Origin of the sequence: Streptacidiphilus cavernicola, from assembly GCF_042510955.1 — a bacterium.
Classification (GTDB): Bacteria; Actinomycetota; Actinomycetes; order Streptomycetales; family Streptomycetaceae; genus Streptacidiphilus; species Streptacidiphilus cavernicola.
This window is the reverse complement of record NZ_JBHFAB010000016.1, coordinates 159,188-172,741: the sequence shown is the minus strand read 5'-3', so window position 1 is coordinate 172,741 and position 13,554 is coordinate 159,188. Positions and strand designations below refer to the sequence as shown.

Annotated in this window: 12 protein-coding genes and 1 tRNA gene; 6 read left to right on the top strand and 7 right to left on the bottom strand. The window is 73.5% G+C overall.

What is annotated here, in order from left to right:
- Positions 1 to 206: 206 nt before the first annotated feature.
- The 7 genes from ACEZDE_RS21785 to ACEZDE_RS21755 all read right to left on the bottom strand — a co-directional run bounded on the left by ACEZDE_RS21785 (position 207) and on the right by ACEZDE_RS21755 (position 6,821).
- A tRNA-Lys gene (locus tag ACEZDE_RS21785) sits at positions 207 to 283 on the bottom strand.
- A 46-nt stretch (positions 284 to 329) separates the two neighbouring features.
- Positions 330 to 971 (bottom strand): bifunctional DNA primase/polymerase, encoded by a 642-nt coding sequence (locus ACEZDE_RS21780; protein ID WP_380538362.1) that lies wholly within the window; start codon positions 969 to 971, stop codon positions 330 to 332.
- Between the two features lie 83 nt (positions 972 to 1,054).
- On the bottom strand, positions 1,055 to 1,405 hold the full coding sequence (locus tag ACEZDE_RS21775; protein WP_380538346.1) for a hypothetical protein: 351 nt from the start codon (positions 1,403 to 1,405) through the stop codon (positions 1,055 to 1,057).
- 178 nt (positions 1,406 to 1,583) lie between these two features.
- Positions 1,584 to 2,948 (bottom strand): AAA family ATPase, encoded by a 1,365-nt coding sequence (locus tag ACEZDE_RS21770; protein ID WP_380538344.1) that lies wholly within the window; start codon positions 2,946 to 2,948, stop codon positions 1,584 to 1,586.
- A gap of 5 nt (positions 2,949 to 2,953) precedes the next feature.
- Entirely contained in the window at positions 2,954 to 4,564 is a 1,611-nt protein-coding gene (locus tag ACEZDE_RS21765) for a hypothetical protein (RefSeq protein WP_380538342.1), read from the bottom strand.
- Entirely contained in the window at positions 4,561 to 5,796 is a 1,236-nt protein-coding gene (locus ACEZDE_RS21760; RefSeq protein ID WP_380538340.1) for a hypothetical protein, read from the bottom strand. The genes ACEZDE_RS21765 and ACEZDE_RS21760 overlap by 4 nt, the downstream gene beginning before the upstream one ends.
- 110 nt (positions 5,797 to 5,906) lie before the next feature.
- Positions 5,907 to 6,821: a phosphatase PAP2 family protein gene (locus ACEZDE_RS21755; protein WP_380538338.1), complete on the bottom strand. Its 915-nt coding sequence runs from the start codon at positions 6,819 to 6,821 to the stop codon at positions 5,907 to 5,909.
- A 181-nt stretch (positions 6,822 to 7,002) separates the two neighbouring features.
- On the opposite strand from ACEZDE_RS21755, the gene ACEZDE_RS21750 reads away from it, so the two are divergent.
- The 6 genes from ACEZDE_RS21750 (at position 7,003) to ACEZDE_RS21725 (ending at position 13,551) form a co-directional block, all read left to right on the top strand.
- A complete protein-coding gene (locus tag ACEZDE_RS21750; RefSeq protein ID WP_380538336.1) occupies positions 7,003 to 7,695 on the top strand; it encodes a TetR/AcrR family transcriptional regulator in 693 nt (230 codons plus the stop codon).
- A 113-nt stretch (positions 7,696 to 7,808) separates the two neighbouring features.
- On the top strand, positions 7,809 to 8,447 hold the full coding sequence (locus tag ACEZDE_RS21745; protein WP_380538334.1) for a histidine phosphatase family protein: 639 nt from the start codon (positions 7,809 to 7,811) through the stop codon (positions 8,445 to 8,447).
- 66 nt (positions 8,448 to 8,513) lie between these two features.
- Positions 8,514 to 9,716 carry an ROK family transcriptional regulator gene (locus ACEZDE_RS21740; RefSeq protein WP_380538332.1) on the top strand — a complete coding sequence of 401 codons (1,203 nt, stop codon included), beginning with the start codon at positions 8,514 to 8,516 and terminating at the stop codon, positions 9,714 to 9,716.
- A gap of 135 nt (positions 9,717 to 9,851) precedes the next feature.
- Positions 9,852 to 11,285: an aldehyde dehydrogenase family protein gene (locus tag ACEZDE_RS21735; RefSeq protein ID WP_380538330.1), complete on the top strand. Its 1,434-nt coding sequence runs from the start codon at positions 9,852 to 9,854 to the stop codon at positions 11,283 to 11,285.
- Positions 11,286 to 11,401: 116 nt separating this feature from the next.
- Positions 11,402 to 12,085 carry a ThuA domain-containing protein gene (locus ACEZDE_RS21730; protein WP_380538360.1) on the top strand — a complete coding sequence of 228 codons (684 nt, stop codon included), beginning with the start codon at positions 11,402 to 11,404 and terminating at the stop codon, positions 12,083 to 12,085.
- A gap of 122 nt (positions 12,086 to 12,207) precedes the next feature.
- Complete coding sequence (locus ACEZDE_RS21725; RefSeq protein ID WP_380538328.1) at positions 12,208 to 13,551, top strand: ABC transporter substrate-binding protein; 1,344 nt, start codon at positions 12,208 to 12,210, stop codon at positions 13,549 to 13,551.
- Positions 13,552 to 13,554: the final 3 nt, after the last annotated feature.

The following is a 13,554-nucleotide window of genomic DNA, read 5'->3' as shown; positions in this document are numbered from 1 at the left end:
GATCAAACTCATCAAACGGCAGATGTACGGACGAGCCGGCTTCGCCCTCCTACGCCACCGCATCCTGCTCAGCTGACGGCTAAACAATTCGATCAACGCCTACGAAAATCTTGTAAGACCCAAAAATGCCACCCTCCCCCCGAAGGGGGAGGGTGGCATCCGGTACCCGGGCCACCAGAAGGTGACGGGTTCCAGTTGTCAAACAGTGGTGCGCCGCCAGGGACTCGAACCCCGGACCCGCTGATTAAGAGTCAGCTGCTCTAACCAACTGAGCTAGCGGCGCGTGCTGACGTGGAAGACCTTACAGGACACCTGGCGCGCTTGCCGAATCAGCCTCGGGGCACCCGGGTGTCGACCAGTTGCAGCGGGTACACCGGAGCCGGGTCGGACACCGTAACCCGCACCGGGGCGACCGGCCCGGGGGCTGCTCCCGAGGTCGTCGGCCTCCCGGCCGCGCTGCCGCGGGCGGCCCGGACGCAGGCCCACAGCAGCACCGAGGCGCCGGGCAGCCAGGGCTCGCGCGTGTCGGGGGCGACGATCCAGCGGTTGGGCCCCTCCGGGGCATCCACCCGGCGCTGCACCGGAGGGACGGTGACCGCGTCGCCGGCCCCGTGGCACAGCACCGGCGGGACGCCGCGGGCCCACTCCTCCCAGACCAGCAGGGTGCGCAGCCGCTGCGCCGTGCCGACCTGGCAGAAGACCAGGATCCGGCCGCGATGGGTGGCGACCGGGCCGCAGCCGGGGCCCGACTCCCATAACTCGTCCAGGACGCGGCGGCCGAACAGCCCCGGCAGGTTCACCACGTCGAAGGCGCGCCCGCAGGGCAGCACCGTGGGCGCCCAGGGGCGCGACTCCCATAGCGCGCGCATGCTGCGCGGGTACTCGCTGGCGGAGGCCAGCCAGGCCTCGCCGGAGACGGTCACGTACTCGATCGACTGGTGCGTCCACATGTCCACCCCTTCAGAATTCAGGGGCGCGCGGAGAGTCAGGGTGGAAAACGGGGAACGGCGGACAGGCGGAGCGGGTACGGCGTATCCTCACCGGCATATGCCGGTCAGCCGTGCCGGCGCTGTCGGAGCAGGCCGCGGCCGTGTTCGACCATCTTGGCGGCGTAGTCCGGGGTCCAGTCGGCCCGTGCCGCGATCTCCTCGAAGCTCAAGCTGTCGAACCGCCGGGTGTCCGCGAGCTGGGCGGCGGCGACGGCCTGGAACTCCACCGCGCGCTCGGAGGCGGCACGGAAGGCGAGCGCCAGTTCGGTGGAGCGGCTGAGCAGCACCCCCGGATCGTCGATCGACTCCAGGTCGAAGAAGTGCTCCTGCTCGGGTTCCACCACGCCGGGCTCGAAGAGCAGCGGGGCGGGGCGGAGCCTCCGCTGCGGCGAGGGCTCGGTGGGCGAGTCGGGCATGGTTGCACCTCCGTGCGACGTTCTGTGACCTGTTCCGACGTTCCGTGATCGCAGGCCCAGGGTGGGTCCACCGGCTGTTCTCCCGGGCGCGACAGTCCATTGTCGGGGCAGTCGGCTCTTGAGGGAACAGGGCCCCGGCCTGGGCTGTTCCCGCAGGTCGTACCGGTTCCGGTGGATATCAGACACGCACCCGGTGCTCGCTCAGGTGGTCGAGCACGGCGTGGTTGGCGGTCCAGCCGTCCGGGAACTTGACGCTCACGCCCAGTTGGACCGGTTCGGTCGAGGGGTGCTCGTCCAGCAGCTCGGCGATTCCGGCCCGCGCCACGACGATACAGGCGTGCCGGTGCCGCGAGGCGAGCACGCACAGCCGTCCGGTCTCCAGGTGGAACGCGGTGGCGTCGGGCCGCCCGGAGAGCGGGTGCAGGACCACGGTGACGTCGTACTCGCGGCCCTGCAGCCGGTTGGCGGTGTCCACGGTGACCGCGTCGGCCCCGGCGACCGGGACGTCCAGGGCGGCCAGCGCCGCGCGGACGGCCGCGGCCTGGTCGCGGTGGGCGGTGCCGACCGCGATCCGGTCGGCGGTCAGCGGGGCGCTGCCGCGCTCGGAGACGCTGGTTCCGCGCCGGTCCAGCAGTCGTCGGACGATCCGGGCCACCGCGCGGACGGCCTCCGGGTCGGTCCGCACGGTGTGCCGGGCGGGCAGCTCCAGCAGGCCCCAGCCGGACTCGGCGGCCACGTCGATCACCCGGTCCGTGGCCGAGCCGTCCCCGGCGGCGGCGAGCGCGAGCCGGCGGTCGCCGGGACCGGTGCCGGAGCGGAACGGCGCGTAGGGGTAGAAGGCGGCCGAGACCAGCGGCGCGGCCGAGGCCGGGAGCCGCCAGGAGACCGGCAGCCGGTGCGGGACGATCCTCGGATTGTGCGCGAGCAGGGTCACCACGGCGCTGCTGGACGGGTCGTAGCTGAGCCCGGCCCACTGGTCGGTGCCGACGATGGAGAACGGGTCGAGCTGGCCCGGGTCGCCGACGAACAGCGCCCGTTCGAACAGCCGGGCGACGGCGAGCAGCGCGTCGGAGCGCATCTGGTAGGCCTCGTCGACGATGGCGTGCCGCCAGGGCTCGACGTCCTTGACCCACTGCCACTTGGCGGCGGTGGACACCACCACCGAGCAGTCCAGCAGGTCCGCGGGCTTGGTGGAGGCGCTCACCGCCGGGTGCCGCAGCACAGCGGGGTCGGGCCCGGCGTCGCTGCCGTGCAGGCGGCCGACGGTCAGCGCGGGGTCGGCTGTGGCCAGCCGGTCGACCAGGTCGTCCACCTGGCTGTTGGTCTGTGCGACGACCATCAGCCGCTCGCCGGAGCCGACCAGCTCCCGGGCCGCCCTGACCACCAGGGTGGACTTGCCCGCGCCGGGCGGGGAGTCCACCACGGTGCCGCGTTCGGCGCCGTGCAGCGTCGCCTCCAGGATCGCGGCGACGGCGCGGTCCGCCTCGGCGCCGGGGTCGTAGCCCCCGGGGTCGTGGACGGCGGCGGGGGACAGGGGGGTCATCGGTGTCAGGCCCCTTCGGCGGAGACGGCTGCGGCAGTGTCCGCGGCTGCGGTGTCAGCGGTGGTGTCCGTGGCGGCGAAGAGGGCGGCCTGGCGTTCCGGGCCGCGCGGCGGGCCGCCGTGGGTCCACGGGGTGTCCTCCGGCTCCGGCAGCGGAGCCGATTGGCGGGCCGTCAACTCGAACAGGGTGAAGCACACCCGGTCGCCGGGTTCGGGCACGGTCCCCGGTTCGGGCTCCCGCTTCCGGCCCATGCCACTGAGCAGACGGACCGTCACCGTCCCTGCCACCGTGTCCTGCTCGACCAGCTCAGCCTTCTGCGCGGTCGGCCCGCCGGCCCGGAACAGCTCCCGCCCCGGGTCGCCGTGCGGGCGGTCGGCGGTGCGGACGGTGACCAGTGGACGGGGCTTGGCGCTGCGCCCGCTGGTGTCGTACACCGGCTCGACGGCGACCACCTCGCCCGCCATCGCCTCACCGGCCAGCCGGTGTTCGGCCATGGCCAGCGGATCGTCCAGCGCCTCCTGGATGTCCAACCGGGTCTGCTCGCGCTCGCGTTGGGCCAGCTTGCGGGCGGCGGTCACCGCGTCGTCGCTGACCGGCTGCGGCGGCTCGCCCGCCGCGACCCGGTCGCGGTGGGAGGTGTAGGACCAGCGGTCGCCCTCCCAGCGCTCGGCCAGGTGGTCGGCCGGAGGCAGCGCGCGGAGCAGGTCCAGCCCCTGCCACATCCGTTCCCAGGTGGGGCGGAGCACTGCCTCCAGCAGTGCGGCGATGTCCCGCTCCCTGGCCTGCTCGGCCCGGCTGTCGCCGAGTTTGCGGGCGGCGTCGTAGCGGGTTATGGCGGGGGCGAGCAGCCCGCTGTCGAAGCGCGGGTCGGTGGCCGGGCCCGCGGGCGGGCAGCGCAGTTGGCCCTGCGCGTCGCGTTCGGTCTCGGCCCGCAGCGCCGCCTCCGCGCCCGAGGCGCCGGGCGGGGGCGCGATCCAGGCCAGCAGCGCGCCCAGGTGCTGGTCCTCAAGCCGGCTCTGGCCGGTGGCCCAGTGCCGGCCGAGCAGGTCGGTCATCGCCAGCAGCATCGAGGAGCCGGGCACCTGCGCCCGGTCCCGGACATGGGTGAGCCACCGGCCCAGCAGCGGCACCCGCGCCGGAGCCGGGTACGGGCCCGGGTCGGGGTCCTCGGCGGTGCGCCGGAACCGGGTGGAGCGGCCGAGCAGGCCCAGGAACTCGATGCTGCCGGAACCGGGCACCAGCAGCTGCGGCGCGTCCGCGCACAGCTCCCTGACCACCTCGGTCCGCTCGCCCGTGGCCGGGTCCTTGACCTCCTTGGACAGCAGTTCGACCTGCTCGCCGAAGCCCTCCAGGTAGGGGAGCAGCTCGGTGGCGAGGTCGGCCAGGAAGGCGAACCTGCGGTCCCGGTCCAGCGGCTGAGGGACGGTCAGCAGCACCGGCCGCTCCCGGTCCGTGCCCAGCATCACCGCCAGCGGCGCACCCGCCTCGCCCGCGGCGGCCAGCGGCAGCACCACCATCGGCCGCTCGGCGAGGTGCCGGTGCCGCACCGTCGCCAGTGGCTCGGCCCGCCCGCTGCGCACCGCCTGCATCCGGGCCAGCGTGGTCAGCATGCTCATCCGGCACCACGCGGACCCGGGACGGCGGCCAGCGCCTCCGCCCGCAGCGCGGCGGCATGCGCCAGCCGCGCGGCGGACTCGGTGTCGCCGTCGTCGGCCGGGCCGCCGTCGGCCGTCCTGCTGCCTTCGGTGGTCCCACCGCCCGCCGCGGCCAGGGCTTCGTCCACCGTGCGGAAGCTGCCCAGCTCGCCGCGCACGCCACGCCCCAGCGTCTCCACGGAGCCCTCGCAGCGGGCCTCCTCGCGGCAGTGGAAGCTCAACTCGCAGGAGGCCAGGCAGTCCGGCGAGTAGACCGCGCCCAACGCGCCGACGGTCGCGACCAGTTCCTCCCCGGTGCGGGCCGGGTCGAAGTCCGCGCCCGGCGGCAGCGCGCCGAGCAGCTGCTCGATCCGGGTGAGCCGGTCCAGCTGCCGCCGGGTCACCGCCATCGGCTTGCGGACGTCGACCGGCGCGGCGGTCGGCCGGTTGCTGAAGTCCTTGGGGCAGACCAGGAGGGCGGTGCTGTCGGGCGCCCCGGCCAACCCGGTCGGCTCCCGGTACGGGTCGCGCTCGGCCGGGACCCCGGCCAGCTCGGCCGCGGTCTCCCGCAGCGCCAGCACGTACACGGCGGCCTGCCGCGCCGCCGCGCCCACCTTGGCGGGCTCGGCGCCGCCGTCCAGGATCGGGAACGACTTGATCTCCACCACGGTCCAGCGGCCGTCCGGACGGACCACGACCAGGTCGGGCTCCAGGTGCGCGGTCGATCCGGCGACCTCCAGCCGCAGCAGCGGGTGGTCGAGCACGGTCCAGACGCCGGGCCGGGCCGCGGCCTTCAGCAGCGCCGCACGGGTGCTCTCCACCCGGCTCGCCGGGAGCCGGTGGTCGGCGACCAGCTCGGCGAACTCCACCGGGGAGCCGTCGTCGGGCAGCCCGAACGGGGCCGGCAGCGGCAGCTTCTCCCGGAGCAGCTCCAGCAGTTCGGCGCAGCCGTCGGCCTTGACCCGCCGTTCGAAGCCGATGCCGCGGCTGATCGCGAACGGCGACTGGCCGAACGGCGCGGGCCGCCCGAGCCGCCCCGCCAGCGCGGCCTTGTCCACCCCGGCGGCGTCCAGCACCGCCCGGCGGCTGCACCCGGGATTGGCGGCGAGGGCGGCCAGCGCACGTGCGTCCAGGCTGCGCTGCGGCGCGTCCCCGCGCAGCCCGGCCAACCTGCGTTCGAGCCGGGTACGGGGCCCCGACGTGATGTCGTTCATAGTGCGGCTCAGTCTTGCACCCGGCACCGACATTCGTTGCCCCGACCGGGCCTTGCCCGTGGGCCCGCCGCAGGTCGGGTCTCCTGAGGGAGCGTCAGTCGTCGCCCGAATCAGGGCGAATCGGGTCCGCCGATGTGAGCCGGGACGCGCTGGACGGTCGGGGCGACGGGGGCGCTCGCGGCGGAGGGGGCGTTCGGAACGGTGCGGCGGTAGTCCGGCACCGGGTGCCGCGGCAGCCGTCGGGGTGAGTAGCGCAGGAACAGCAGCCGGGCCCTGGTCCGGTCGGTGAGCCGGAGCAGCGGGCCGGTCAGCAGTGCGCCCAGGCCCAGCAGCAGCGCGCCGGCCAGGCAGTCGAACAGGTAGTGGTTGCCGGTGCCCAGCACCACCAGGGTGATCATCACCGGGTAGGCCAGGCCGAGGGTGCGGACGGTGCGGTCCTTGGCGTGGCGGAACACCATCAGCCCGCACCACAGCGCCCAGCCGACGTGCAGGCTGGGCATCGCCGCGAACTCGTTGGTCATCGAGCCGAGCCCCTTGGGCGCGCTGGCCGCGCCGCCCCACCAGCCGATCCCGGCGTGCAGCGCCATGGTGTCGGTGAAGCCGTATCCGGCCGGCATCAGCCGGGGCGGGGCCGCGGGGAAGAGGACGAAGCCGACCAGCGCCATCACCGTGGTCGCGCCGAGCCAGGTCCTGGCCCGGCGGTAGTGCTCGCGGTGCCGCCGCCAGAGCCAGACCAGCACCGCCGGGGTGACCAGGTAGTGCAGCGTGGCGTAGGAGAAGTCGGCCGGTATCCCGAGCCATCCGTGGCTGCTGAAGAGGGCGTTCAGCCAGCGCTCGGGGTCCAGGTGCAGCCACTGCTCGGCGTCGAACAGGCTGCGTGCGTCCTGGACCGCGTCGCCGGTCCCGCCGCCGACCAGCAGCCTGCTGCTGTCGTAGGCGAGGTAGAGGAATCCGAGCAGCAGCAGCTCCAGCTGCCACCGGCCGGTCCTGCGGCTGGGGTGCGGCGGCGTGGTCGGCACGGTCATGGCGGACTCCGGACGGTCGAGCGAAAGCGTACACACTACCGTACGCTGTACGTTAGTGGTCGGCAGAACCACCCCCCGTCCCGACCGCGTCCTCCGTTGAGTCCTCCGTTCAACCGGGCCTTGTAAGCTCCCGAACGAAGCCGCCGCCCCGCCCCCCGCCCCCTCCACGAGCCAGGAAGCCATGTCCCCGCCGGAGTCCCGCCGCCGCGCCCCGCGCAACTCGCTCAGCGCGGACCTCATCGTCGACCGCGCCCTCGGCCTGCTGGACGCCAAGGGCCTGGCGGCCTTCTCGATGCGGGCCCTGGCCGAGGAGATGGGCGTCGGCACCATGGCGCTCTACACGTACTTCCGCGGCAAGGAGGAGCTGTTCCGCGCCGCCCGCGAGCAGGTGCTCGCCGCCTACCGGCCGCCCAGCACCAGCGGCGCCTGGGACGAGCAGTTGCGCGCGGTCTGCGTCGCCATGTACGAGCTGCTCACCGGCCGTCCCGCGGTGCTCTACCTGCTCGCCGAGGGGCGGGCCGAGGGCGACTTCGCCGACGCCGCCAGCGTCACCATGGACCGGATCCTGGCCCTGCTGCGCGGGTCAGGACTGGGCCGGGCCGAGACCGCCCGAGCCGCCGGCACGCTGCTGCGCTACACCATCGGCTCGGCGCTGCGCGAGGTGCGGGAGTGCGGGGAGTCGGAGCGGGCCGAGATGATGCGCCGCAAACTGGCCGCGCTGTCGCCCGAGGTCTACCCGACGCTGTGCGACCTGGCCCCGGAGCTGGGCGCCGTCCGGGCGGACGGCGCGGGGCAGTACACCTTCGGGTTGGACCTGGTCCTGACCGGCCTGCGCGCGCTGGTCGCGGAATCTGCCGTACCGCCGGAGCGCTGAGGCGGGGCGGAGCGCTGAGGCGGGCGGAGCACCGGGGCAGGGGCGGCGGACGGCGGCGGTGATTCGATCAGGGATCATGGGGGCAGTACCGAACCGCCCCGAAGGAGACATCCGTGCCCTCGCGCATCCTGCTGGTCCGACACGGCGAGACCGAGTGGTCCGCGTCCGGGCGGCACACCGGCCGGACCGACATCCCGCTCACCGACGAGGGCCGGGAGATGGCGCGGCTGCTCGGCGACCGGCTGAAGCGCGCCCCCTGGGGCGGCCTCCCGGCGGCGGCGGTCCGCACCAGCCCGCTGCTCCGGGCTCGCGAGACCTGTGAGTTGGCCGGTTTCGGCGACCGGGCGGTGGACACCCCCGAGCTGCTGGAGTGGGACTACGGGCAGTACGAGGGGCTGACCGGTCCCGCCGTCCGGGCCGAGCACCGTCCGGGCTGGCTGATCTGGCGCGACGGCGTCCCCGGCGGCGAGACCCTGGAGCAGGTCTCGGCCCGCGCCGACGCCTTCATCGCCTGGACCGCGGAGCGGGGCGGCGTCCCCGACCCGGACACCACCACCATGAACCCCGCCGACAACGACGTGCTGGTCTTCGCGCACGGCCACTTCCTGCGGATCCTCACCGCCCGCTGGCTCGGCCTGCCCGCCACCCACGGCCAGCGGCTGAAGCTCGGACCGGCCACCCTTTCGATCCTCAACTGGGAGTACGGGGCCCGCGCGGTGGAGCTCTGGAACGACGGTTCGCACCTGCACTGATGGTGCGCGGGGGTGAACTGGCAGACTGGCCGGGTGACTCCAGTGGCTAAGCGCACGACACGCGATTTGCGGTGGCACAACAGGTCCGCGCTGCTCTCCCGGCTCTACCTGCAGGGGTCCGGCAACCGCAATGAGCTGACCCGGCTGTCCGGGCTCAGCTCGGCGACGGTCAGCAACGTGGTCTCCGACCTGATCGCCGACGGCCTGGTGACCGAGGCCGGTTCGGAGAGCTCCGACGGCGGCAGGCCGCGCACGGTGCTGCGGGTGCGGCCCGAGTACGGGCAGGTCATCGGGGTGGACATCGGCGAGACCCACATCAGGATCGGCCTGTTCGACTGGTCGTTGACCATGCTCGCCACCGCCGTCTACCCGATCGCGGAGACCTCGCTCGACCCGGAGCTGGTGTCCCGGCTGGTGATCCAGGGCGTCGCCCGGGTCACCGCGGAGGCGGGGGTCGACCCGCGCGAGCTGATCGGGGTGGGCGTCGGAGTCCCCGGCGCGGTGCAGCCGGACGCGCGGGTCCCCGGCCGGACGCTGGTGCACGCGCCGACGCTGGGCTGGTCCGGGGTGCCGCTCGGGGACATGCTGCGGCTGGGCATCGCGGCCCCGCTGACGATCGACAACTGCGCCAGGACGCTCGGCCAGGCCGAGATGTGGCGCGGCGTCGGCCGCGGCGCGGATCGCGCGGTGATCGCGCTGATCGGCGTCGGCGTCGGGGCGGCGCTCGCGCCGGGGGCCGAGGCGGGGTTCGAGGCGTCCGATCCGGCCACGATCGAGTGGGGCCACACGGTGATCCACGCCGGCGGCCTGCCCTGCCGCTGCGGCTCCAACGGCTGCCTGGAGGCGTATGTCGGGGCCGAGGCCGCGCTCTACCGCTACCAGTCGACGGTCGGCTGCGAGCCGTTCCGGAGCACCGGGACGGAGCCCCGGCTCGCCGAGCTGGCGGCGCGGGCGGACAGCGACCCGGCGGCGAAGGAGACCCTGGTCAGGGTTGGCGAGTACGTGGGCATCGGGATCGCCAACCTGGTCAACCTGCTGAATCCGGACCTGGTGGTGCTGTCCGGCTGGGCCGGCCTGGTGATAGGTCCGGTGATCCTGCCGACGGTGCGGGAGGCGGCCGAGCGGCATACCCTCCCGTACCTGTTCGGACGGGCCCGGATCGAGGTGGGCCGGTTGGGGCAGGAGGCGGTGGCGATGGGCGCGGCGACGCTCCCGGTGTCGCGACTGCTGGCCGCGGGCGGGGCGTCGGTCACCGCGATCGCGGGCTGAGTCGCGGGGGCGGTCGCGCCGCAGTGGACGGTCGGGCGGTGACGCGTTGAGTCGTGGGAGCGTTGACTTTTGCTTTCTCGCTACTTAGCTTAAGTCGTAGCCAAAGCGCCTCCCCACGCCTCTATGGAGCCCTTCATGACGTCTTCGTCCGCGGCAGGCCGGCTCTACATCGACGGTGGGTTCTGCCCACCGGCGTCCGGCCGTACCGCGACCGTCACCGACAAGGCCAGCGGGGAGGTCATCGGCAGCTACGGCCTCGGCGCCGCGGCGGACGTGGACCGCGCGGTCGCCGCCGCCCGCGCCGCGCAGCCCGCCTGGGCCGCGCTCGGCGCCCCGGAGCGGGCGGCCGGGCTGCGCCGGTTCGCCGAGTACCTGCAGGAGCACTACGAGGAGCTGGTCCGGCAGAGCATGCGGGAGACCGGCGGGGTCCGGGCCAAGGCCGACGACGAGGTCTCCACCGGGATCAGGCAGCTGCAGATATCGATGGTCCAGGCCACCGAGAACGCCGGCGACCTGCTGCCCCCCTACAAGGCGGGCAAGCTGTCGATGTCCCGCGCGGTGCCGCTGGGGGTGATCGGGGTGATCACCCCCTGGAACTACCCGGTCAACCTGGCCCTGCGGGCGGTCGCCCCGGCCCTCGCCTTCGGCAACACCGTCGTTCTGAAACCGGCCGAGCTGACCCCGGTCATCGGCGGCCAACTGCTGGCCCTGGCCGCCGACCGGGCCGGACTCCCGCCGGGGGTGTTCAACGTGGTCACCGGCGACGGGCCGGAGGCCGGGCACGCCCTGGCCGAGCACCCGGGCCTGGACCTGATGGACTTCACCGGATCGCGCGAGGTCGGCCTGGCCATCGCCGCCTCGGCCGCGGCCACCCTGCGGCCGATCCGGCTCGAACTCGGCGGCAGCAACGCCTTCCTGGTGCTGGACGACGCCGACGTGGACCTGGCCGCCTCCTGCGCCATGATCGCATCGCTGGAGTTCCAGGGGCAGACCTGCATCAGCGCCAGCCGACACATCGTCATGCGCCCGGTCGCCGAACGCTACCTGGACGCGCTCACCCGCCGCGCCGCCGCGCTGCGGGTCGGCGACCCGCTGGGCGGCGAGGTCGAGCAGGGGCCGCTGATCAGCGAGAAGCAGCGGGACCGGGTGCACCAGGAGATCGTGCTGGCCTCGGTCGCGATGGGCGCGGAGGTGCGCACCGGCGGCAGCTACGACGGGCTGTTCTACCGCCCGACCGTGCTGGCGAACGTCACCGCGACGATGCCCGCGTTCACCGAGGAGATCTTCGGGCCGGTGCTGCCGGTGACCGTGGTGGACACCGAGGAGGAGGCGATCGCCCTGGCCAACGGCCTGCCGATGCTGATGGACTCGGTGTTCACGGCTGATCTGGCGCGCGGTCTCGGAGCCGCCGAACGGCTGGCGGCGGGCGAGGTGCACATCAACGACGCCCATGCCCGGCACGGCGCCGACGACCAGATGGCCGGCTTCACCCGGCGGCAGTGGATCGGCGTCCAGCGGACCCCGCTGGCGCTGCCCGCGTGGACGGCCGACCCGGCGGGCCGCGGGTGAGCGGGCCGGAGGTGGGCGGGCCGGAGGCAAGTGGGCCGGAGGTGGGCGGGTCGCGGGTGAGTGGGCGACAGGAGGACGGGCCGGAGGTGCACGGGTCAGGGGTGCACGGGCCGGAGGTGCGCGGGGACGGGCGGGGCGCGGGCGGGCGGCGGCGGGCTCTGGTGGTGCGCGGGGGGTGGGAGGGGCACTCCCCGGTGCGCTGCACCGAGATCTTCCTGCCGGTGCTGGCCGACGCCGGGTTCTCGGTGACCGTCTCCGACGACCTGGACGTCTACCGGGACCAGGAACTGCTGGCCGGCACCGACCTGGTGGTGCAGTGCTGGTCGATCGGGACGCTGACGCCGGATCAGGCCGCGGGCCTGGTCGCGGCGGTCCGCGCGGGCACCGGCTTCGCCGGCTGGCACGGGGGCCTGGTCGGCACCTTCGGCGACAGCGCCGAGTACCTGCGGATGGTCGGCGGCCTGTTCCTGCACCATCCGGAGGAGCACGTCAGCTACCGGGTGCGGATCGAGCCGGAGCAGGCGGACCACCCGGTGCTGGCCGGGCTGTCCGACTTCACCGTGCACACCGAGCAGTACTGGATGCTGACGGACGCTCACAACACCACGCTGGCCAGCACCGTGATCGATCCCGGGCGGGCAGGCCAGGGCGACGCGGCGGTGCGGATGCCGGTGGTGTGGACCCGGCAGTGGGGCCGGGGCCGGGTCTTCTTCTCGGCGATCGGGCACAGCCCGTCCGACCTGCTGGAACCGCCGGTGCGGGCGCTCACCGCCCGTGGCCTGCTCTGGGCCGCGCGCTGACGGTTGTGAAACTGGCCTGTCCGGTCTGTTGACCGCCCATCTGTAGCGACTTAACTTAAGTCTCAGTCAAAGTGCCTCCCCTCCCCACCCACCTCCATGCTGAGGAAAGCGAGAACTGGCCGATGAACAGCAGACACCTGGCCGTCACCGGAGCCGCCCTGGCCGGAGCCCTGCTCCTGGCCGGCTGCGGCAGCAGCGGTTCGACCGGTACCGGCGGAAAGCCCGCCGGGGCCTCGGGTTCCGCCGGGTCTCCCGGAGCCGCCGCCGCGGGCAAGGTCGACCTGACCTTCTGGGCCTGGGACCCGGGCATGGACAAGGTCGTCGCCCTCTGGAACGCCGCCCACCCGGACATCCACGTCACCCTCAGCAACCCGGCCGGCGGCGACCAGTTGGTCAGCAAGATGATCACCGCCCACCAGGCGAAGCACGGCCCCGACATCGCCAAGGTCGAGTACCAGTCGCTGCCCGGCCTGGTCGCCAACGGCGTGGTGCGGGACATCACCGCCGACACCGCCAAGGCCGTCGCCGACTTCGACGACACCACGCTCGAAGCCGTCCGGTTCCAGGGCAAGGTCTACGGCATCCCGCAGGACTTCGCCCCGCTGATGCTGTTCTACCGCGCGGACCTGTTCAAGAAGTACGGCCTCGCCGTGCCGACCACCTGGGACCAGTACGCGCAGGAGGCGACGACCCTGCACCAGAAGGACCCCAGCGCCTATATGACCAACTTCGACGCCGCCGACCCGGGTTGGTTCACCGGCCTGGCGCAGCAGGCCGGCGCCGACTGGTGGACCACCAAGGGCGACTCCTGGCACGTCGACATCAACGGCGCGCCGACCAAGAAGGTCGCCGACTACTGGCAGGGCCTGGTGGACAAAGGGGTGGTGCAGAAGAACCCCTCGTTCTCCCCCCAGTGGAACAAGGAGATGAACTCCGGCACCCTCGCCACCTGGATCTCCGGCGCCTGGGCCCCGGCCCAGATCGGCGGGATCGCCCCGTCCACCAGTGGCAAGTGGGCCGTCGCCCCGCTCCCGGCCTGGACCGCGGGCAGCAACACCACCGGCATCTGGGGCGGTTCGGCCGTCACCGTGACCACGGACTCGGCGCACCCGGTCCAGGCGGCGGAGTTCGTCTCCTGGTTGAACACCGACTCCACCGCGCTGACCGCGCAGGTCAAGGACATCAACATCTACCCGGCCGCGACCTCGGGACGGTCGCTGCCGGTCCTCAGTACGCCGCCCGCGTTCTTCCCCAACCAGCCCGACTACTACACCCAGGTCAAGAACGCGGCCCCGGGCGCGCGCAGCTTCTCGATGTGGGGACCGGACGTCACGGTCACCTTCGCCGCCTACAGCGACAGGTTCGGCGCGGCGCTGCAGCACGGGACCTCCTTCGACGCGGCGTTGGACGCCATCCAGAACAGCACCACCACGGACATGAAGAAGCTCGGCTTCGGCCTCTACTAGACC

Coding starts and splice junctions, on each gene's coding strand:
- ACEZDE_RS21775 (WP_380538346.1), bottom strand. CDS start 1,405: ATGCCCGACTCGCCCACCGAGCCCTCGCCGCAGCGGAGGCTCCGCCCC.
- ACEZDE_RS21770 (WP_380538344.1), bottom strand. CDS start 2,948: ATGACCCCCCTGTCCCCCGCCGCCGTCCACGACCCCGGGGGCTACGAC.
- ACEZDE_RS21765 (WP_380538342.1), bottom strand. CDS start 4,564: ATGAGCATGCTGACCACGCTGGCCCGGATGCAGGCGGTGCGCAGCGGG.
- ACEZDE_RS21760 (WP_380538340.1), bottom strand. CDS start 5,796: ATGAACGACATCACGTCGGGGCCCCGTACCCGGCTCGAACGCAGGTTG.
- ACEZDE_RS21755 (WP_380538338.1), bottom strand. CDS start 6,821: ATGACCGTGCCGACCACGCCGCCGCACCCCAGCCGCAGGACCGGCCGG.
- ACEZDE_RS21750 (WP_380538336.1), top strand. CDS start 7,003: ATGTCCCCGCCGGAGTCCCGCCGCCGCGCCCCGCGCAACTCGCTCAGC.
- ACEZDE_RS21735 (WP_380538330.1), top strand. CDS start 9,852: ATGACGTCTTCGTCCGCGGCAGGCCGGCTCTACATCGACGGTGGGTTC.
- ACEZDE_RS21725 (WP_380538328.1), top strand. CDS start 12,208: ATGAACAGCAGACACCTGGCCGTCACCGGAGCCGCCCTGGCCGGAGCC.